Annotated in this window: 17 protein-coding genes; 2 read left to right on the forward strand and 15 right to left on the reverse strand. The window is 63.9% G+C overall.

Annotation, left to right across the window (positions count from 1 at the left end; all coding sequences use genetic code 11):
• Positions 1–482 precede the first annotated feature (482 nt).
• The 7 genes from NTZ26_00320 to NTZ26_00350 form a co-directional block, all read right to left on the reverse strand.
• Positions 483–2,645, reverse strand: a complete 2,163-nt coding sequence (locus NTZ26_00320; GenBank protein ID MCX6558931.1) for a hypothetical protein — start codon at positions 2,643–2,645, stop codon at positions 483–485.
• Position 2,646: 1 nt separating this feature from the next.
• Positions 2,647–3,489 carry a tetratricopeptide repeat protein gene (locus tag NTZ26_00325; GenBank protein ID MCX6558932.1) on the reverse strand — a complete coding sequence of 281 codons (843 nt, stop codon included), beginning with the start codon at positions 3,487–3,489 and terminating at the stop codon, positions 2,647–2,649.
• A 57-nt stretch (positions 3,490–3,546) separates the two neighbouring features.
• Positions 3,547–3,852 carry a transcriptional regulator gene (locus NTZ26_00330; GenBank protein MCX6558933.1) on the reverse strand — a complete coding sequence of 102 codons (306 nt, stop codon included), beginning with the start codon at positions 3,850–3,852 and terminating at the stop codon, positions 3,547–3,549.
• Between the two features lie 4 nt (positions 3,853–3,856).
• Positions 3,857–4,453 carry a hypothetical protein gene (locus NTZ26_00335; GenBank protein ID MCX6558934.1) on the reverse strand — a complete coding sequence of 199 codons (597 nt, stop codon included), beginning with the start codon at positions 4,451–4,453 and terminating at the stop codon, positions 3,857–3,859.
• Positions 4,454–4,627: 174 nt separating this feature from the next.
• Entirely contained in the window at positions 4,628–5,728 is a 1,101-nt protein-coding gene (pgsW, locus tag NTZ26_00340) for a poly-gamma-glutamate system protein (protein MCX6558935.1), read from the reverse strand.
• 1 nt (position 5,729) lies between these two features.
• Positions 5,730–6,155: a poly-gamma-glutamate biosynthesis protein PgsC gene (pgsC, locus tag NTZ26_00345; GenBank protein MCX6558936.1), complete on the reverse strand. Its 426-nt coding sequence runs from the start codon at positions 6,153–6,155 to the stop codon at positions 5,730–5,732.
• A complete protein-coding gene (locus tag NTZ26_00350; GenBank protein ID MCX6558937.1) occupies positions 6,155–7,351 on the reverse strand; it encodes a Mur ligase family protein in 1,197 nt (398 codons plus the stop codon). The genes pgsC and NTZ26_00350 overlap by 1 nt, the downstream gene beginning before the upstream one ends.
• Positions 7,352–7,796: 445 nt before the next feature.
• Between NTZ26_00350 and NTZ26_00355 the strand changes: the two genes are divergently transcribed.
• Complete coding sequence (locus NTZ26_00355) at positions 7,797–8,387, forward strand: sigma-70 family RNA polymerase sigma factor (protein MCX6558938.1); 591 nt, start codon at positions 7,797–7,799, stop codon at positions 8,385–8,387.
• Entirely contained in the window at positions 8,326–8,988 is a 663-nt protein-coding gene (locus tag NTZ26_00360) for a hypothetical protein (GenBank protein ID MCX6558939.1), read from the forward strand. The genes NTZ26_00355 and NTZ26_00360 overlap by 62 nt, the downstream gene beginning before the upstream one ends.
• Positions 8,989–9,043: 55 nt before the next feature.
• On the opposite strand, the gene NTZ26_00365 is transcribed toward NTZ26_00360, so the two are convergent.
• The 8 genes from NTZ26_00365 to NTZ26_00400 form a co-directional block, all read right to left on the reverse strand.
• Entirely contained in the window at positions 9,044–11,617 is a 2,574-nt protein-coding gene (locus NTZ26_00365; protein MCX6558940.1) for a CHAT domain-containing protein, read from the reverse strand.
• A 189-nt stretch (positions 11,618–11,806) separates the two neighbouring features.
• A complete protein-coding gene (locus NTZ26_00370; GenBank protein MCX6558941.1) occupies positions 11,807–12,187 on the reverse strand; it encodes a response regulator in 381 nt (126 codons plus the stop codon).
• A 155-nt stretch (positions 12,188–12,342) separates the two neighbouring features.
• Positions 12,343–13,680 (reverse strand): sigma-54 dependent transcriptional regulator, encoded by a 1,338-nt coding sequence (locus NTZ26_00375; protein ID MCX6558942.1) that lies wholly within the window; start codon positions 13,678–13,680, stop codon positions 12,343–12,345.
• Positions 13,677–15,134 carry an ATP-binding protein gene (locus NTZ26_00380; protein MCX6558943.1) on the reverse strand — a complete coding sequence of 486 codons (1,458 nt, stop codon included), beginning with the start codon at positions 15,132–15,134 and terminating at the stop codon, positions 13,677–13,679. Before NTZ26_00380 ends, NTZ26_00375 begins: the two co-directional genes overlap by 4 nt.
• The gene (locus tag NTZ26_00385) at positions 15,131–16,759 is read right to left on the reverse strand and encodes an ABC transporter substrate-binding protein (GenBank protein ID MCX6558944.1); all 1,629 of its coding nucleotides are present in this window, start codon (positions 16,757–16,759) and stop codon (positions 15,131–15,133) included. Before NTZ26_00385 ends, NTZ26_00380 begins: the two co-directional genes overlap by 4 nt.
• A gap of 134 nt (positions 16,760–16,893) precedes the next feature.
• Positions 16,894–18,156, reverse strand: a complete 1,263-nt coding sequence (locus NTZ26_00390; protein ID MCX6558945.1) for a dipeptidase — start codon at positions 18,154–18,156, stop codon at positions 16,894–16,896.
• 361 nt (positions 18,157–18,517) lie between these two features.
• Positions 18,518–19,903 (reverse strand): ABC transporter permease, encoded by a 1,386-nt coding sequence (locus NTZ26_00395; GenBank protein ID MCX6558946.1) that lies wholly within the window; start codon positions 19,901–19,903, stop codon positions 18,518–18,520.
• A gap of 3 nt (positions 19,904–19,906) precedes the next feature.
• Positions 19,907–20,878 carry a hypothetical protein gene (locus NTZ26_00400; protein MCX6558947.1) on the reverse strand — a complete coding sequence of 324 codons (972 nt, stop codon included), beginning with the start codon at positions 20,876–20,878 and terminating at the stop codon, positions 19,907–19,909.
• Positions 20,879–20,880 lie beyond the last annotated feature (2 nt).

Below are 20,880 nucleotides of genomic sequence, written 5' to 3' on the forward strand. Positions count from 1 at the left end.
CCAGGACAGTTGTTTCAACAGTCCTCGCGAGGGCGGCTTCGGGCTCTACTCGCCTTTTCCCACAGCTCTCCTCGGCGCCTCCAGCGCTTCGCAGTCCTCGGAGGGACGTCGCCCCGACCGTCCCCGCGAGGGCGGAACTCCGCATTCGAGATCTCCCGGTCTTGGAGACCTCCCACTCCGTTTCGATTACGTTAAATAGTCGCGTGCTCAAACAGCCCTCGGCACATGCAGCCGAAGGCGCTATCCAATCCCCGCCTTCGAAGGCGGGGTAGGGGTGGTGATATCAATGAGAATAAGAGTGTTGTGCGCCTTCGGAATAAAAATCTTTGCCCTCGCGATTTCGCCGTCGGCCGATCTTGCTGCGTTGTTCCCTCACCACAATCACGGCTGTAGAAGAGACCGTTCACGCAGCATGATACCGTTACCCCCAACGGCACACCCCGAACCGCTCTAGTCTCCCTAGAATCGGCCGATGATTTTTTTTACAAGAGAATATAGACGCCGAGGAATATCGTCCGGCCGAAGATGGACCGCTGGTCCTTGCGCTCGGCGTAGTCGGCACCGTAATCGTAGCTCGAGATATTGGCGGTGTCGAGGACGTTGGTCAGCCCATAGTAAAAAATAGCCGCCGTTTTCCCGATCGTCACCATTTGGCTGCCACTGAGGTCGATCCGGGAGTACCCGGGATAGCGGGCGCTCATCGGGGCCCCCCAGACCGGATCGTAAGCCGCCTCCGCCGCATCCCATTCCCGCCCCAGAAGCGGAGTCACGGGCCGGCCGGAAGCGGCCGATATCCTGGCCGAGAGCGAACCGCCTTTGAATTTTCGGGATACAATCAGCGTCCCCGCGTGGCGGATTTCGTAGGGCGAGGGAGCCAATTCCCCTACCCCGCCTTCCAGGCGGCGCGAAGAAAGATAATTATAGACGGCGATGAAGTCCCAAGCCGAACCCTTGGACTTGAAAAACAGCTCCGCCCCGCGGGCATAGCCGCGCCCGCCGTTGGTCGTCTCCCCCGCCGGACCGGACAGAAACAGGCCCCGGTATTCCTTATCGTAAACCGTGGCCCGGACCTCGAGGGTCTCCCGGACCCGGTCGAAGCTCAGGGCGGCGTGGATGGCCGAAGGAGGGGCCAGGCCCGGCGTCCGGGCCAAAGAGGCGAAATCGCCGAACTGATGGTACTGTCCGGCGGAGAGGCGGATCGTGTCGGACTTGGCGGCGAGGTAAGCCAGGGAAAAACGGGGATCGACCGCCGTCCGCGAACCGTTCGCGTCCAAATGGGCCAAGCGGGCACCCGCCGTGATAAAGATCTTCGGCGCGACCCGGAAGCGGTCGTTGACGAAAAAGCCGGTCCGCGTCCCGTCCATCGTCCAGTCGGCATCGGGAATGGTCGGAAGTCCCTGCCGGACCCGGCGTCGGACGACATCGCCGCCGAACTCGAGATAGTGGCGCTCCAGGTCCCAGGAGGCGTCGGCGCGCAGTTGAAAGGCCCGATCGCCGCTCTCGGCCCGGAAGCCTCCGAGCTCGTCATATATCGAGCGGTAGTCCGTCCAGGCGGCCACCGCCCGGGTCGTGATTTTGCTCCCCCAAGCCGCCGTCCAGGTCAGCCCGGCCATGGCGTTTTCGGAGGAGGCGTTGAAGGCGTCGCCCTGGGTGAAGCGGTAGTCATCGCGAAAGCCGTAAATCCGAAGCTTGTGGGAAGCGCCCAGGGGCAGGATGAGCTTGCCGAAGCCCTGGGCGGTGCGGAAGGCCTGCCCCTCCCGGCCGTTAAGCCAGGTCATGACGTCGGACCAGCCTCTGTTATAGCTGCCGATAAATCCGCCGCCCTCGCCGACGGGAACGCCCAAATAGCTGGTCAGCCCCAGAACCGAAAGCCCCAGGTTCAGCTCGGTTCGCGGCGCCGCGTCCTTGGCGGTCAGGGCCATGACCCCGGACAAGAGGTCGCCGTAGCGGGGGTGAACACCGCTCGTGGAGACGCTGAAGCCGTCGATGATCTGATTGTCGAAGACGCTGAAATAGCTCTCATGGAGCGATTCGCTGAGGAAGGGATGGCTGATCTCGATGCCGTCGAAGTAATAGCCGACCTCGCGCGGAGCGCCGCCGCGGATGAGCAGCCCGGAGGAGTCCGGCAGAGAGTTGACCCCGGGGAGGACATGGCTGGCATAGAGCGGATCAGCCGCAGCCCCGGGGACCCGATAGACGTCCATCTTGCCTAACGATACGGTCCGCGGGCTCGTTCCGTCGGACACGATGCTGTCGGCCGATACGGTCACTTCCTTGGCCGGGAGCGGCTCCAGATCGAGCTCCACCATGACCGGCGAGCCGGGCTTGGCGAGAATTTCCTTTTTCTGGTACCCCAAAAGGTAGACGACAAGCCGGACTCCTGCCTCCGGGACAGCCGCGACGGTCAGGCGGAACCGCCCGTCCGATCCCGCCGATACGCCCCCGCCGCCGGCGATCATGACATAGGCCGGAAGAGGATCTTTCGACTCCCGGTCCAGGACCCGGCCTTCGACGACGGCCTTGGCCTGCCCCGAAGCCTCGGGCTTGTCCTCACACGCCGAGGCCCGCGCAGACAGCCCGGGGACGACGACAAGGGAAGCCAAGGCCAGAAGCAGGCCAAGAAGAAAGCGCCGGGTTCGGACCATGTCAGGGCCTTTTACCGAGCTTGGCCAGCTCGGACTTGGCCTGGCCGGAGGCCGGGTTGACGGCCAGGGCCTTCTCGAAACAGGCCTTGGCCTTGGCCGGATCGGTTTTGGCATAGGCGAGGCCGAGATAAGTATAGGCTTGGTCCTTGCCCCAGACGGGATGCAGGGGATCGCCGGACGACTCTTTTTCGAAAAGCCCGGCGGCCTTTTCGAGCAAAACAATGGCGGCCGCGGCTCCGCCTCCGTACGCCTCCGGCACGTACATCAGATACTGGCCGTTGAGAAGGTGAACGCGCGGATTCGCCGGCTCGAGGGAAACGCCTTTGCTCAGAGCCGCGAAGCTCTCCAGGCCCAAAGTCATGGCTTGGTCGGGGTGAAGGGCCAAGTCGAGGCCGAGCAGGAATCCATACAGGGCGGCGGCCTCTCCCGATTTCGGATCGGCCTTCATGGCCCGATCAAGATAGGACTCCCCTTCGCTGACGAAGCGCTCCGCGTCGGCGGAAGCCGATCGGGACAGGTGATAGGAGGCCAAGCGCATATCCGCCAGCCCGACCGATATCGCCAGAAGGGCGGCCGGCTCCTTGCGCTCGATCAGGACGGCCAGGAACGAATCCCTGGCTTGAGAGAGCTTGACCGGGTCCCAAGCGTCCAAGCCCGCCTGCAGCTCGGCGTAGGCTTTCTGGAGCGAGGCGGGGAACGGAGCTTGCCCGACCGCGCCGAAGCCCGGATATGGAAAAAGGAGCCAGACGGCCACGGCCGCCAGCACCCCGGCCGCGGCGGCCGTGACGGCGGGCGGACGGCGTCCGGCCCGCAAGCGGTAAATCAGCGAACTCAGCTTAATCATGTTTTCGTCCTCCTGGTGGCGATTTTCGCCCCGGCATCCGAACGCGGCGCTCCGCGCTCAGGTCCGGGGCTTGGGCAGATAGGATTCCAAAGCGGTCACGTATCGAGCCAAGGCTTCGCGCCCGGCTTCCGTCAAGGAGCAGACCGTCGCGGGCTTGCGGCCCCGGAAAAATTTCTTTACCCGGATATATCCAGCCTCTTCCAGCTTGGCCAGGTGGGTGCTGAGGTTGCCGTCGGTCGCCCCCGTCGCCGCCTTCAGCTCGTTGAAATCCGCCTCGACGGCCGAGACGAGGATCGACATCACGGCCAGGCGGAGCTGCGCGTGGATGACGGGATCGAGCGGGGCGAGCTTATCGGGAGTCATGCCGTCAGGCCTGTTTCTTGTCGCTGCGGAATCTGGCCCGGAAGACCAAGCCTGGGACGAGATAGCCGATGACGAGGAGGGGAACCATGCTCAAACCCCGCCAATCGGGGGGAACAAACGCCAGGCCCATGGATCCCACCCACCACGCCGCGCCGGCCGCCAGCATGAACTTGGCCCGGAAGATCCCGCCCAGGCCGAAAAGGAACACGCCGGAAACGAGGGAAACGACGATGGGGATGACGCCATAGCCGTAAACACCGAGGAGGGGCAGTGCGAACGCGGCCAGGGCAAAGCCGATGCCGCAGGCGAATGAGAAATAGGCCGCGGCTTCCTGGGCGAAAGTCAGGACGCGCTCCCGGCGGCCGTTCCGGATCGAATACCAGATCGTCACCACCCAGCCGGAAAAACCGAAGAAGGCCCAATTCACCCAGATCCATTTGTAGAGATGAGTGAAGACAAGGGCATAGTTGCCGACGAGGGCCAGGATGATCCAGACGCCCCAAAAGATAAAGTTCATCCCGGAATCGGCCGTCGACCGCCGGGTCCGTTCCAGCATATCGCGGATAAGCTTGATGTCGTCCCGGGCTTGCTGTTCGTCCATGTTCGCTCCTATTTATTCAAAGTACTTTGTTTTACAAAGTAAATATAGGCGGCATGAGCTCGTCTGTCAATGTATATTTTTTATATTACTGTTAATAAATGATTTAACGATGATAACAATTTACGGAGCGGCTTAATTGAACGGGATTTGGGACCGGATTCTCGTATTCGTTAATCAGCCGATCCGGCGGCGGCGGCCGATCCAAATGAGCCCGGCGACCGAAACGACGACAAAGAAACCAGCCAGCGCGGCTTTCAGGCGGGAAGTCCTCCCGCCGCCGGATGCTTCCGCAGAAGCGGGCGAAGCGAACGGCATCGGATCCCAGGGGATCCCATACCTCTCGCACAAACCTCTGACAAAGAGCAGGTGAACGACGGGGACCCCCTTCGCCGCCCAGGCCTGAATGAGGCCGCGCCTGGCGACGGGCGGGATGCTCACATCCGCGGCCGGGTTGAACCCGGGCCTCAGCTTCAACACCTCGGAATCGGTCCCCATGTCCACCCAACTTCCGCCCACGTTGACGAACGCCTTGATCGGCGCGCCCGCGGCCCAGGATTCGAACAAGCGAATCCTAACCGCCACCTCCGCCGTCAAATCCCCGGCTGCCAGGAATTCCCCTCCCCACTCTTCGATACGGCGCCGCAGGAGCGCCCTCCCCTCCGGCGCCATGTCCAGGCCCATGTCCCCCTCGCCCCCGATCGAGGCGGCTATGATCGGGACATCGAGCACACCCGACTTGTTCAGGCTCTCGACAATGTCGAGGCCCGTCCAGCGGGGATCGTTGGCCCCCCAATTCGACGCCCCCAGTGAAACGATGGGCAAGGCCCGCGCACCCATGGCCTGAGCCGCGCAAAGGGTCGCGACGACCAGCCCGGGGAATGAGCTCGAGGCGCCTACGGCAATGGCATCGCCCCGGCCGACTCCGGCCTCGTGGAGCATTCGGACAACGGCCCCGGCCAAGGCCGGATTGGCTGCCGTCCGCTTGGCCTCGAGATGACCAAGCGAGGTTGTAGTGGGCGACGCCTCCCGCCCGATAAGGCCGGTGAGGTTGAGATCGGTCCGCTCGTCGATTGCGAGCCCGGCAGCGGCTCGGGCTTCGCGCAAGGCATCCAGGGCCCGGGTCATCAACCGGACCGCGTCGCCGGCATCCTCTTCGGCGGCGGGCCGCGGCGGCGCGACGGGCAGCAGCGTCCGCAGGACGATGAACAGCCCTCCCAGGATTCCCAGCCAAGCGAGCGGAAAGCTCAGGTTTCGGTTTGAATCGCGCTTGGCCATTTCAGAAGAGCAGGCTCGCCAGAGCGACCGTGAGCGCCGTTGCCCCCGCCAGGGAGGCCAGGGTCGGTCCCGGCTTCTGGCGGACGAGATTGTTGGCCAGCAAGCCGGGGATGACCCAGCCGATGACCCGGAGATCAACCGGACCCGAGAAGAGCCGCGGCCAGAGCAGGAGCCAGGCCTGCCCGATCAGCCCGCCGATAAAGAGCATGAAGACGAACCTGCGGCGGCCGAACAGCAAAAACCATCGGGACAGGAGGCGATAAGCCCCGAACGCTAAAAAGGCCGCGGCCAGCGTGGCCGCGATCCGCCAGGGCTGGTTGGCATACAAGGCCAGATAAGCGGGGACGATAAGACCGCCCGGCAAGACACCCGTGATTTCCGTCCAAAGCAGAGCGACGGCCAAGCCGAGGAGGATCGAGGCGGCCATCAGACCGGCTCCCCGTTCGCGGCCCAGAAATCGATCAAGGCCGTTCCGATGCCGACAATGTTGCCCATGCCGATGAGGCAGGCATCCCCACCGGCCAAGCCCACAGCCGCGGCCATGATGCGAGCCGGATCGGATGCCGACGAGGCCGAAACAGCCGTCCCCGCCGGTGCGAGCCGGCGGAGCCGCCGGGCAATGGGGAGGGCGTGGTCGCCCAGGACCATGATTCCGGCGAAAGCCTTGAAAAAGCCACGGCCCGCGGCCTCCAGCCATTGCCGGGTCCGGTCTTCGCGGTCGGCCCGAAAGGCCAGGACGGCCACTCGCCGTTCGGGCAGCCCGGGGAAAGCCAGGGCCAGACGCTCTAGGGACAAGGCCGTCGACTCGGGTTCGTTGGCGGCAAAAAGGCTGACGGCGCAGGCCGGGGGCGAAAATTCGGGAATCCGGAGTCGCCAGGCCTTAAGGCTGCCGAAGTCAGGCGCGGCGGCGGCCAAGCCGGCTTTCAACCGGCCGTCGTCGACGCCGCAATACCGGGCGACCGCCTCCGCCAGACGGATATTGACCGGAAATTCCACGGCCGCCCCGCCGGTGACCACGGGACGCCTTTCGGCCGGATCGCCGGAGATGGGCGTCAGGCGGCATCCGACCCGGCGCGCGGCCTCAGCGTAAATAGGGAGCATCTCCTCCTCCGGCAGGAAGGCCACGACGCCCGGGATAAAAGCCCGAGCCAGCGTCGCGGCGATCTCTTCGCGGGTCCGCCCCATCTCCTCGCGGTGATCGAGCCGGGCGTTCGTGACGACCAGAATATGGGGTCGCAGGATCTTGCCGGCCTCGGCCCGCAGCGTCTCGGGCCCGATGCTCATCATCTCGGCCACTAGGGCGTCGGCCCGCATCCGGACGGCCGCCCGGACGACCGATCTTTGCTCCAAAATGGACGGCGGGCCGGGGCGCCGGATCTCCGTCTCCTCTCCCCCCGGACCGATCAGGGCCGGCCGGGATCCGGTGGTCTTGGCCAGGACGATGCGCCCGTCCGCCCGCAGGGCCGCGGCGACGAGCCGGGTCACGGTGGACTTGCCGCGCGTCCCGGTCACGGCGATCCGCAGCGGGATGCGGCGGCAAAAAGCCTCCAGGCGGACCCGCTCCGCTCCCAGGGCGGCCAGACCGGCCGCGGCCAAGGCCGAGGGGACAAGGATGTCGATCACGGAGCTATTGTATTTTGTCCCCGGGGAAAAAGACAGGGCCGACTTCCAGCCAAAAAAAAAGAGGCGAAGGAGCTTGGGTCTCCTTCGCCTCCCCACTGAAAGGAAGAGAGTTGAAAGGTATATTGTAGGCGCTCGGGAAGCGCCTTTGTCCCTGATTAGAGCACGAATCGTGCCAATTTGGCAGCGATCTGCCGTCTTTTTTCCCCCTGAAAATAGACCCCCGGCCGCACTGAGCGCTCAAACCTGCAAAAAAAGTTTACAGAAACCCACTTTCTTTACTTTTTTCGCCCCCGGATGGGGACATGAGCCGGAGCAAAGCCCCCCACCTTCATCCAGTTCCCACATACAGACCGGGATTCCCGCTCGATTTTCCCGCTTTGGCCGAAACTTGATAATATTAATCAAGTTGCCTATGATGATTCTTCAAGGAGCGGCAGAGGAAGCCATGGACCAGGGACGATATACTCTTACCGCGGCTCTGATCGCGGAGATCTCGCGCTGCACGCGGATCGTGCTGGCCAGAAAGTTCCCCGGCTTCTCCGAGGCCGCGCGGGAAGACATCGAGCAGGAAGTCCTGCTCAAGCTTTGCCGGATGGCTCAAAACGGGAAAAAGATCGACCATCTGTCGTCTTATCTTTGGAAGGCCGTGACGACCACGGCTTTGGACTGGATGGAGCCCGAACGGGGGACGATCTCACTGGAAGGGTATCTGGAGAAAGCCCGCCCGGACAGGCTCCCCGAAGACTTGCTCGTCGTTTCCGGCCAGGAGGAAATCGAATTCCGCCGCCACTTGGAGAGCTTGCTCGAAAGGCTGCCCCAAAAACGCCGGCTCGTCCTCAAGCTCCACTTGTCCGGCCTGGGGCTGGAGGAAACGGCGGAATACCTGCATTGGACGCAGCCCAAGGTCCGGCACCTGTTTTACCGGGCCTTGGACCAGTTGAGGAAAATGATCCGCGAATCGCGAGAGGATGAAGATGAACCCGGAGAAACCCTCCTGTCCGTCGAACGAGGCGTTCGAGAAGTCCTTCCGGACTGACGCCCCGGCGGCGGAGCGGGAAGCCCTGGTCGATCATGTCCGCGTCTGCCCTCCTTGCCGGGCCAAGTGGGACGTTCTGTGGGAGCTGAAGAGGGAGATTTCCGGCCGCCGCGGGAAATTCGAGCGCTTGGCTGCCGCCAGCCTGGACGAATTGAGGGCGGACGGGGCGCCTCGAGCGACGCCCGGGCGGCTTCGGTTCGCATGGTTCCGGCGCAGTCCGGCGGCAGCCTGGGGGCTGCTTCTGGCTTTGACGGTCGCGGCCGGCCTCTATTTCGGCCCCTTCGCCCAGCGCGGAGACAGCCTCCGGAGCGGGGAAACCGGCGGTCTCGTTCTCCTCAGCCCGCGGGGGACGATAGACGGGTTTCCGGTTGAATTCCGCTGGTCGGCGCCGCCCAGCGCGGAAAGCTATTTTTTCGAGCTGATCGACGACCGCTTGATGATAATCATCCCGGAATCCGGCCTTAATGAACTCTCCTTCAGCCTGCCGATCGGCTACGAGAGCCGATTCCAGAAAGGCCGCACCTATATCTGGAGCGTGAAAGCCACGAACGACGCCGGCCAAACCGTCGGGACGAGCCAACAATCGTTCTCGATCCGTTGAACCGATAAACCCGCTCGCCCCGATTTGAAAATCGGGGTTTGGCGCCGCGAATGGATCAATCCCCTATCAGGACGAACGGAGCCCAGGCGAAGGGCGGCTCGCCCGATCGAAGGGCCTCGATCTTGGCCTGGCGGAGGGCTTCCGGCTTGCTCGTTCCCCGCTTCCACAGCCGATAGAATGAAGCCATGAACCGAGCGGTGGCCTTGTCGTTGACGCTCCACAAGCTGATCAGGACGGATCTGGCTCCGCTGCGGAGGAAGGCGCCGGACAAGCCCATCACCCCTTCACCCTTCAACAGACTGCCGCCGCCGGTCCGGCAGCCGGAGAGGACCAGCAGCTCGGGACGGAAACGAAGGGAAAGCAGGTCCCCGGGCTGGAGGAAGCCGTCCTCTTCACCGTCTTTGTCCCTTTGGAGAAGGAGGGCCGAGCGCCACCAAACGGCGTCATCGAAAAAGCCGTGGGCGGCCAGATGGACGATTCGGTAATCGGCCAGCGGGAGCGATTTCAATCGGCCCTCGCCGGCATCCCGGCCGGTCAGAATCGTCCGCTTCGCGGCCGGGAACAGCCGGCCGATTGACCGGACCTCCCGCATCGCGTAGGGCAGGCTTGGGAATCGCAGCTCCCCGCCGGCGCTCAAGCCGAAGAGCCGGTAGGGCAAGTCATTGGCTAAGCCGAGAAATTCCATCGGGTAGCCGGCCGGCGCCGGCCGGCGCCGGAGATCGATAAGCACCGAGGCCGAAGGTCCATAGCCGATGGCAAAGTCTTCGACCAGAAAACGCCGGCCTTCGGGTCCGCCCAATAGAGTCTCAAAGGGCAGATAGTGGAGAAGTCCGTCGGGGATGATGAGAATCTTCTTGATGCGAGGCGATAAACGGCCTTCGAAGGGGCTCCAAAGCGATTCCCGAAGCAGCCGGCCCCCGGACCAGCCCGCGAATTCGCGGGGCTCCCGCAGCGTCAGGAACCTCAAATAGTTCGAGATCCGCGGCCGCAGGGCTCCCTCGTTCGGGATTTCGGCCGTCCACAGGCCCTCCCGGGTCATGAGGAATGCATAGGACCGCTTTCCGCCCAGCACATATTCCAAGAGGGCGGTAGATTCGTCCAGGAGCTCGCGCCTGATTTCTTCAATCGAGGGCGCCGGGAGAGGGGCTCCGCGGGCGCCCGATGGATCCCGTTGCCTGACCCGGAGTAAGAAGGTCTGTCGCTCGGCATCGGCTTTGTCCAGCCGGCGCAAGAGGGCGGATCGGGCGTCAGGGGTCGCGCCGGGGTCCTGGAGCTCGGTCTGGATCCGGCTGATGGCGGAAGACACCCGCTTCATCTCGCGGCGGCCGTCATCCCGGGACATGCCCGCCAGATCGGTCTCGGCTCGGCGCAGATCGCCAAGAACGCCTTGGGCCTTGGATCGTTCGGCCATGAGGAACGCGCGGCGATCGTATCCCTCGCCGGGAGCCAGGGCATGCCGGTCGAGCAGGAGCCCGATCGCCGTCTCATAGACCCCGATCTTGTCCTTTCGGAACCGGGTCCGGTGATCCGCCAAAGGAAGCCGGGACCCGACGCTCTCGATGAAATCGATCGTCCGGCCATAGCGCTCGATGGCCACGGCCGCGTCGCCCCTTTTTTCGGCCGTCTGGGCCGAGCCCAGTTCGGCCATCCAGCGCGCTTCCAGGCCGCCTCCGGCTTCGGTCAAGGCCAGGGCTTGCCGAAAGTGCGATTCGGCTCCCGCTAGATCCCCGCTGTCCAACGAAGATTGTCCCATCATCGCCAGGAGCAGCGAGTCCCGACGCTTGACCCGATCGGCCGATTCGGGCCGAGGGCCCCGGTCCGCCGCGAAAAGCCGATTGAGGCGCCGCGGAAATTCCCTTCTCTTGGCCCGCGCATCGGCAGCCGAGCCGGACCAGATGTCCGGGCCCAGATCAATTCGGTTGGTGCCGGGAGCCGGGATGGCCGGGAGGGACTCCTCCTTGACCATCATGCAGTCCCAGAGGACGGCCCGGTCAACCTTGAAGAACAAGTGATTGCTCCCCGAAAAGGCAACCTTCGTCCTGGCGATTAAGCACCGTTCCGCCGAGAGGCTCCCGGCCTCATTGGTGGAAAGACCTCTTTCGCAATTGCCGATGATGAGCCGGGACAACCGGGCCGATCCGACTCGGGTCCAGCGATCGTCAACGTCTACAGCGAACGTAATGTCGAAGAAAGCCAGATCCGATCCGGTCCATTCGACATCGGGACTGTCCCTCTGGAGGAGGCCGAAGACCGAATCTTTCAGGATGAAGCCCGAGATGTCCACGGCGGCCCGGACGATGAAAACGGCCGTCCGCGGCGCTTTCGAGCCGCAGACCACGGCTCCGAAGAGATTTTTGGACCGGATCGTGATCGGCTTGTCAAGAACGAGGTCTTGTTCGAAATAATACCCGTCGTCGACCTCGACGACATCCCCCGGCCGGGCGGCCGCGACGGCCAGCGAGATCAGCAGATGGTCCTGGGGAACGCGAATAGTCCGGGCTTGAGGGACGGGAGCGGCGGCCAGGGAACCCGGGATACAGGCAGCCAGGATGGCGAAAAGGCCAAGGAGACCCGCCCGGCTCAAAGCTGGGCGGGAATGCTTCGGACGCCGTCCCTCGGGCTTGGCCAAAGTTCACACCCTTCCGCGTGTCTCGCGAGGGTGGATTTTATCAGAAACGAGTCCTGCGGGGGAGTACGATCGCGCGGGAGGCCCGGCAGCGAAAGCCACCAGGCTATCTGAAAGGTCCGGGGGGAACTCCTAACTCGTTCCCCCCGGCGCCGGCTCCCACCGGGAGCCGACGGCCCTGTCTCGGCCGTGTCAAATGCGGGCGGCGCTTTCGTCCTTGGTCAGCAGATAGTCGATCGACCGGCTGATGGCGTTGAGGTCGAGCGGCTTGGCAAAAAAGTGCCCGATCCGCAGCCGGCCCAGGATCGAGGGATCGACGAGCTCGGCATGGGCGGAAATGAGGATGACCTCGCCTCGATACCCCCGGCGCCTCAGCTCGGTGATCAGCTCGACACCGTCCTTGCCGGGCAGGCGCAGGTCGGCAATGACCAGGTCATACCCGTTCTTCTGCTTGTCGAGGGCCTCCTCGGCGTCCTTGGCCGCGACCACGCGGTATTTGCCGTTGAGCAGGAGGACAAAAGTCTTGCGGATGGATTCTTCGTCGTCCACCACGAGGATTTTCTTTCCCAGCATGTTTGTTCCTTTCTTCGAAGCCTCAGCCAATGATTATGCAGGATTCGTGCCAAAACCGGCCCGGACGCATCAGGGAAAAAGGCGCTTTCGGATCCCGGAACCGCAGGCCACCGGCAAGGGAATTTACGAGCCGGGTAAAGAAATCTTATGGCCGCTTAGGCGATTTCCAGGCTGTAGTCCTTGATCTTCTTGTCCAGCGTCGGCCGGCTGATCTGCAGGATCTGGCTGGCCCGCGTCTTGCTGCCCTTGACCGCGGTCAGGACGTACCGGATGTATTCCTTCTCGACCTCTTCGAGCGAGGTCAGGGCCTTGGCGAACAGTCGCTTGTCCTCGAACTCCAGCGGCAGGTTCTCCTTGAGGACGACGTCGCCCTTGGCCAGGATGACCGCCCGGGTCAAGGCGTTCTCAAGCTCCCGGACGTTGCCTTTCCAGGGCATATCGGACAGCAGCTTGATCACCTCGGCCGGGACTTTGCGGACGTTTTTTCGCAGCTCCCGGTTGATCTTCTCCAACAGGTACGCAACCAGTTCGGGGACGTCTTCCATGCGGTCCCGCAGGGCCGGCAGCTGGATCTCGACGACCTTGAGCCGGTAGTAAAGGTCCTCCCTGAACTTGCCCGACTCGATCAGGCCGCGCAGGCTCTGGTTGGTGGCGGCGATGATGCGGGCCTCGGTCTTGAGGACCTTTTCCCCGCCCACCTTCATGAAATCGCGCGTCTCGATGACCCGCAGCAGCTTGGACTGGAGGTTGGGCGAGACGTCGCCGATCTCGTCCAAGAACAGCGTCCCCCGGCCGGCGATCTCAAACTTGCCCTTGGTCTCGCAGTGGGCGTCGGTGAAGGCGCCCTTGACGTGGCCGAAGAGCTCGGATTCGAGCAGGGTGTCCTGGATGGCGGAGCAGTTGATGACGATGAACGGTTCGTCGCGCAGCGGGCTGTTGTAGTGGATGGCCTTGGCCACCAGCTCCTTGCCCGTCCCGCTCTCGCCTTGGATCAGGACGTTGGTCCGGGTTACGGCGACCGAGCCGATCAGCTTGAAGACCTCGCGCATCGGGGCCGAGCGGCCGATGATGTTGTCGATCTGGTATTCCTTGCTCCGCTCCTGGACCAGGTAGCTGACCTTCTCCTCCAAGGCCCTGACCTGGAAAGCCTTGTCCACGGTCAGATCGAGAGCCACGTAATCGAGCGGCTTGACCAGGTATTCGAAGGCGCCCCGCTTGACGGCCTCGACCGTGGTCTTCATGTCGTCGTAGGCGGTCATGATCACGACCGCCGCCCCGCAACCGGACTCCTTGAGCCGCCGCAGGACTTCCAGCCCGTCGATGTCCGGCAGGCGGATGTCGCAGAGAACCAGATCGGGCTCGGCCTCCGCCGCCTGGGCCAGGCCGGACTCCCCGTCCTCGGCCGTCCGGACTTCGAAGCCCTGCTTGCCCAGGTGGGCCGCCAGGGTCTTGCGGATCAGGGCGTCGTCGTCGATGATCAGGATCGATTTCATGGCTCTCCCTCGCACGGCAGGTCGATTTCGAAGGCCGCCCCCGGGCCGCGCTTGCGGGCCGCCCGGATAGTCCCTTTATGCTGCTCGACGATCTTGCGGGCGTTGGCCAGCCCCAGCCCGAAGCCCTGCGGCTTGGTGGTGAAGAACGGTTCGAAGATGTTATCCCAGTCCTTCTCGGGGATGCCGGCGCCGTTGTCCGAGATCCGGACCCGCAGCCGGCAGCCCGCCTCGGTCTCGGCTTTGCCCGTGGTGATGGTGATGCGCCCGCCCGGACCGAGGGCCTCGGCCGAGTTGCGCAGAATGTTGGCAAAGACCTGGCGCAGACGGTCGCCGTCGACCGCCACCTCGGGCAGGCCGGCGGCGTAGCGGCGCTCGACGGCGATCATCTTCTCGGCCAGGACGTCCCGCAGCAGCTTGACGCTCTCGTCCAGGACCTGCTCGATCCCGAAGCGGGCCTTCTGCAGGTCCGAGACGCGGGTAAAGTTGAGCAGTTCCTTGATGAACCGCTCGATCTGGGCGATGCCCTCTTCGGACAGGCTCATGTGCTCCTGCTCGATCTCGTCGAGGTGGAGGGAGCTGCGGACCTTCTGGATGTTGAGCTTGACGGAGGTCAGGGGGTTGCGGATCTCATGGGCGATGGTGGCGGCCATGCGGCCGATCTGGGCCAGCTTCTCGGACTGGACGAGCTTGCGGTTGGCCACCTCGATGACCCCCAGAGTCTGCTGCAGCTTCTCGCTCATGTCGTTGAAGTCGCGGGCCAGGCGGCCGATCTCGTCCTGCGAATTGATTTCGATCCGGTGCGAGAACTCGCCCCGGGCGATGCGGACCGTCCCGTCGGCCAGATCCTTGATCGGCCGGGTGATGCGGCGGGCCAGGACGGTGGCGCCCAGCGTCCCGAAGAGCAGCCCCACGGCTCCGATCAGAATGAGGACGAACCGGGTCCGACTGACCTGCCGGTCCAAGGCTTCGAGCGACAACCCCATCTTGACCGAGCCCCAATTGGCATCGGAGCCGCGGACGAAGATCGGCACCTCGACCTCGAGAACCCTGCGGATCTTCTTGGCGATATAGACATTCTTGGCCTGGGCGTAAGTCGGCGCGCCGCCGGAAGCTCTCTGCAACTGACTCGTCTGGGCCAGGGCCCGGTCGGCGGCGATGTCGCGGCTGGCCACCAAGCCGGTCCCGTAGCGGTCGAAGAAGGCGATGTACAACCGGTTGTCGTCGATCTGGGCGTCGACGTTGGCCTGCAGGTCTTCGATGTCCCAGACCTTGACCGAGCCCTGGTTGACTTCGGCCAAGTTGGATGCCGTCAGGAGGGCCCGGGTCTTGAACTCGTCGAAGATGATGCTCAGCTCGCGCCCTTGAATGACCCAAAGAATGGCGCCGACCAGGACCAGAACCAGGGCCGCCACCCACAGGGTGAACCGCTTTTGGATCGAGTTCGGCATGCTCATGGCCGGGGGCTTCTCCGATCCAGCCACAAGTCTTTGGCGTCGAGATAGCTCGAACCCAAGGGGGGCATCCGGACGCCGCGGACGTAGCTCTGGACCGCCAGCCGCTCCTCCTCGGTGAACAGCGGCACGGCCGGCATATCCTGGCCCAGGAGCTTCTCCATGCGATGAAACAGCTCGATCCGCCGGGTCCAGCTCTTCTCGGCCGCGGACTCCTCGAGCAGCTTGTCCAAGGCCGGCGAAGAGTAATGGATCAGGAACTGGAGCCCATCCGTTCCCTGTCCGAAGAGAGGCAGGATGATGTTCTCGGCGTCGGGATAATCCATCAACCAGGTAAAAAACGTCAAGTAGGGGGTCCGGACGTCGAGCAGATCATCGGCCTTCGTGTACGTTCGGATGGAGACGGAGATGCCGACGGCATCCAGCTGGGCGGCGATCTCGCGGGCCAGGCGCATCGGCGCTTCGGCGCGGGGCTTGAGGACGAACAGCAGAAGGGAGGGGAAGCGACGCTCTCCGGAATACCCGAGTTCGTCTAGAAGCCGGCGGGCCTGTTCCGAGTCGAAGTGCGAGGTCTCCTCCAACGGAAGAAATCCCGGCAGCCCGGATGGAATATAGCTCGAGGCCTGGCGGCGGACCCGGTCCGGCGCTTGGGCCGCCTCGATCAGACGGTCCTTGTTGATGGCGGCCGCCACGGCCCGGCGGACCACACTGCGGTCGAAAGGCGGGATCTGGCAGCTGAAGCCCAGGTAAGATTCCTTGTAGGGGACGCCGACCACGGCCTGACAGCCGGAGTTGGCCATCCGATCCGAGAGAAACGGCATGATGTCGGCATCGCCGCTCATGAAATGATCAACGGTCAGATAAGGGCTGTATTCAACATGGTCAAGATAGGCCTTGCGGCCGTGGTACTGTTCGAACCGGTCCAGATGGACGCCCACGATGTCCAGCTGAGGGCTGCGCATCCAGTTGGCGAATCGGAAGGGGCCCGTCCCGGACGGCTTGTCGAAGAAGCCCGCCCCCTCCTCGATCAGCTTGTCGCGCGGCAGGATCTTGCAGAAGCTCATGCTCAGCAGATAGAGGGACGCGACCGAGGGAGCCTTCCAGCTTACTTCGAAGACGTATTTTTCCGGAGCCCGGAATCCGGTCACCTCGGCGGCCTTGCCGTCCCAGAACTCCTCGGCTCCGACGATCTTGCCGGCCAAAAGCCCGGCATAGGGCGACTTGGTCTCCCGGCGGAGCAATCGCTCGAAAGAGTATTTGACGTCCTGGGCATCGAATTCACGACCGTGATGGAAGCGCACGCCCCGCTTGAGGATGAACGTCATCCGACATCTGTCCTCGGAAACCATCCAGTATTCGGCCAGCGAAGGGACGAGATCGAGCCGGTTGTCGAGCCGGACCAGCCCTTCGAAGATCTGTTCGGTGGCGAAAACCCAGGACGCGACGGCCGGGTCGAGATTGGGCTTAAGGGAGGTGGTGAAGTCGCGGACGCGGATCATTCCGCCCAACTTCGGCAAGTCCTCGCGGCCGGGCGAGGCCCCGGTCGCGGCGGCGACAGCGGCAACGAGCAGAAAAACGCAGGCACCCCAGTGAGGGGCGGCGGACAGACGGTTTTTAAGGCGGTTCATAGATGAATCAACAGAGCAATCTTTATGCCAGACCGGACGAATCGATTCTTCCGCCTGTTAAAAGCGCGGGCGCGCGCTCAACTCGCTAATAGATTACCAGAACGTAAAGATATTTTACAGTCTTGGCCTGATAATCAGGCCGCGGCATCGATGACTTTCTGGAGCACGCGCATGATATTGCCGCCCCAGATCTTCCCGATTTCCTTCTCGTTGTATCCGCGGCGCAGCAGCTCCATCGTCACCCGGAACATCTGGCTGACATCGCCGCAGTCGCTGACGCCGCCGCCGCCGTCGAAGTCCGTCCCGATCCCGATATAGTCGACGCCCACGAGCTTGATGACGTGCTCGATATGATCAACGATATCCTTGACCGAGGCCCGGTCGTCAGGAAATTTCTGCATCACCGCCTGGTATTCCTGGGTGGCCTTGACCCGCAGCGCCTCATCCTTGACGTTCTGGAGAGCCCGGCGGGGCCCGTACTTGGCCTCGAGCTCCTTGAGGGCCTTTTCCCGGTCGGGGTTGGGCTTGGGCGCCTTGAGATAGGCCGACAGGAAGCACATTTGAATGACGCCGCCCTTGCGGGCCAGGGCTTTGATCATATCGTCGGTCAGGTTGCGGGGATTGTCGCACAGCGCCCGACAGCAGGAGTGGGAGGCGAAGATCGGGGCCCGGGACGCCTGCAGGACGTCGAAGAACGACTTGTCCGACATATGAGAGACATCGACCATGATCCCCCACCGGTTGCACTCGGCCACGACTTTACGGCCGAACTCGGACAGGCCTTTGTCCTCGGGGTTCCGGCGTTCGGTACCCGAATCGCAGATCTGATTGTCGGACCCGTGGCACAAGGTGATGTAGCGGACGCCCTTCTTGGCGTAAGCCTCGATGAGCGACAGATCGGTGCCGATCGGATAGCCGTTCTCCATGCCGAGGAAGGCGATCCGCTTGCCGGTCGCCTTGATCCGCCAGGCGTCGCCGGGGGTGGTCGCTTTCTCGACCAGATCCGGATACTTGACGCACATGGCGTCCACGGCGGCGATGAGCTGATCGGCCCGTTCCTTGGCCTTGGCGTAAGCCTGGGGCGAAAGCTCGCCCTGGCCGACGAAGGCGCCGAAGAACAGGGCGTCGAGACAGCCCTCTTTCATCCGCGGCAGGTCGATGAGCCCGCTGCCCGACTTGCCCGGCTCGTGGCGCTGGCCGATGTCCCAATTGCCGCGGAGCATGTTCATGGGTGTGTCACAGTGAGTGTCGACGGATAGGATCCTGGCGTGGATGGCGCGGGCCTTGGCCTCGAGCGATACGTCGTCCATCTTGACCGGGGCCGCGACGCAGGCGGCTAAGACCGCGACGCCGATCGCGAGCCATGTCAATTCGACAAATCGGGAACGCTTGGTCATGGTCGCCTCCTTCGGATGCGGGGGGATTATATCAGAATTCTTTCCGAACAGATTGCGCATGCCGTCAAGCCTAGGCCTCCGCTAAAACCCAGTGTTATTGCTTCCGAAAAGGTCTTTTGCTGAGGCGAGGGGTATAGGGGGCCAAACCCACAGGCTTGGCAGCCCTATGCTTCAGCATAGGGTCGGCGAGAGAGCGGGCACGGTCCCGAGCCGGGCGGCGCTAAAAATATGTTCCTATCTATACGATGGAAGCCAAATGGACGAGGCTCCTTGGAGGGGTAGCAGCCCGAATCGGCCTCAGGCCGATTCGGGCGTTGGAGGGGGACCCGGCTAAAGGGTCCCCTTCCAAGGGAGTCCGAGCCTATTCATGCCGCAAGGCGACAGCCGGGTCGACCCTCGCCGCGCGCCGGGCCGGGTAGATCCCGGCCGCCAGGCTGACCAGGACGGCAAAGACGATCGCCCCCAGGCAGAGCCAAGCCGGGAAGCTGAAATATCCCATGGCCGGAAGCCCTTCCTTGGCCGCGAAGTAGTTGATGACGGGGTTGATGATCCGGCTGACCGCCCAGCCCAGGACCAGCCCGAAAACGCCGCCGGCCAAGCCGATCAGACTCGATTCGAAGACGAAGATCTTCTGAACGGCGGCCGGCGATGCGCCGACGGCCTTCATGATCCCGATCTCGTTGGTCCGTTCCAGGACCGACATGACCATGGTGTTGACGATGCCCAAGGCGGCGACGAAGATGGCGATCATCCCGATCGCGGCCAGCATCATGTCCATCAGGACAAAGCTGGTCTTGATCTGCTCGAACTGGTCGAGAAGCGAGAAGGTGGAGAATCCCCTATCCGCGGCGGCCCGCTTGACGGCGGCGGCGGCCGACAGGTCTTTGAGCCGCACGTTGACCGCGGAATAGCCGGCGCCCCCGGGTCCCGTCCGGAAAAGGTCCCAGATATTCGTCACGGACAGCTTGGGCAGCCGCCCGGCCGGGCCCGGCGGCAGCAGGATGTCGGAGGCCAACGGGGTGACCCCCCCCCCGAACCCGCCCGTCTCCATGACCCCGGCGATCCGGAAAGAGGCGGACGTCCGCTTGAACGGCGAGGCCCCGCCGCCGAGGATGGCCCCGATCTTGGCCGGATCGAATGAGGCCAGGTTGAACGACAGCGAGACGATCTCGACCGTCCGGCCGATCGCGGCAGCCGGATCGGCCAGGCCCATGGCCCGCAGGAGCCCCGCCCCGACCAGGACCGCTTCCTCGTCGTCGGAGGCGTACGGCCGGCCCACCCGAAGGGGGAGCAGACGCGAGCCCGCGATCCGGGCGGGAACGACCTGGACGAGGCGGAATTCCTCGGCCTCCCCGATCCGGATCATGGCCGGGAAGCGGACCTCGGGGAAGACGCTTTCGACCCCTGGGAGACGGCCCAGATCCGCCACGGCGGCATCGTCCAGGACGGCGGACTTGGCCCGCGCCGCCGGCTCGGCTGCGGCCCGTCGTCCCCGCCGGAGGCCGAAATCGCCCATCCCCCCGCCGGCCGGCAGGACGGTCAGGGAATTGAAAAGGTCGAGCTTGGCGAAGTTGTCGGTCACGTTCTTCTGCATGCCCTTGCCGAAGCCGACCATGGCCACCAGGGCCCCGATGCCGACGGTGACGCCGAAAGAGGTCAGAAAAGTTCGGAGCTTCCTCTGGCCCAGATCGGAGACGGCGAACTCCAGGTAATCGCGAAGCGACAAGCGGGGGGATCTGGCAGCCATGGGTCAGGCCTTATGCAGGACGTACCAGCTTTCGGCCTCGGGCCGCCTGACGCCCCGAAAATCTATAATCCGGTAGCCGAGGCGAAAAAGAGCTTGAAAGGCCTCCCGGGTCCGAAGCCGCCACTCCAAGGGAATCCGGCGGATCTCGGGGTCGGCCACGTCGGTCTCCTGCAGCATAAGGTAGAAATCGCGCGGCACGCGGACAAGCGCGAAATCTCCGGCCGCGGCAAGGTCTGCGGCCTCGACGATCTCGAGGTCCTGGGGGCCGGACGCGCCGGCCGTGGTCCGCCTGGAGATGCAGAGGATCGGCGGCGTCGCCTCCAAAAGGTCGGCCAGGTCGTAGGCGGGACGCGGCGGGGGCGCCTCGAGATCCCAATCCATGAAGAACCGGTCGGTGGGGACGTCGCGCCGATTGAGCCGTCCTCCGTATTCTCCGTAGGTGGCGACCCGGTATTCCAGGACGGACATCCCGAAATGATGGATGTTGCGATAGGCGTTGACCCCCGTTAAAGGATCGTAAGTGCACACGACGTGGCCGAGGCCGAAGACACCGCGCAGGATGTCGCGCTGGAATTCTTTGAGGGCCACCCCGAGACCGGCGCCCTGGCAGGCGGGCTTAACGGCCGTGTACTGGGCGTAGAACCACAGGTTTGCCGGTGAGCGGAAGCCGATCGATTTGTCCCGGATGCCGACGAAGCCATAGGCGAAGCCGACTAGGCGGTCGTCGGCCTCGGGGAGTCGTCCGTCCGGCCCGGCGTCATAAGCGGCCAGGAAAAGCGCGCTTCCGTCGTGCAGGAAGTTCTCGCACATCAAGTTGCGCGTTCCGGCCATGTGGTCCTCGGGGAAGCCCCAGACCTCGTTCCGCAGATGGTCGTATTTGGCATAAGCGCCGGCATCGGGGGAGGCTTCCACTTGAAGCCGATAAGTCCGGCCTCCGGCTTGGTGGAGCCTGGGGGACAGCAGGGCATCGTTCATGG

It is taken from the genome of Candidatus Aminicenantes bacterium (genome assembly GCA_026393855.1).
Lineage (GTDB): Bacteria > Acidobacteriota > Aminicenantia > Aminicenantales > UBA4085 > UBA4085.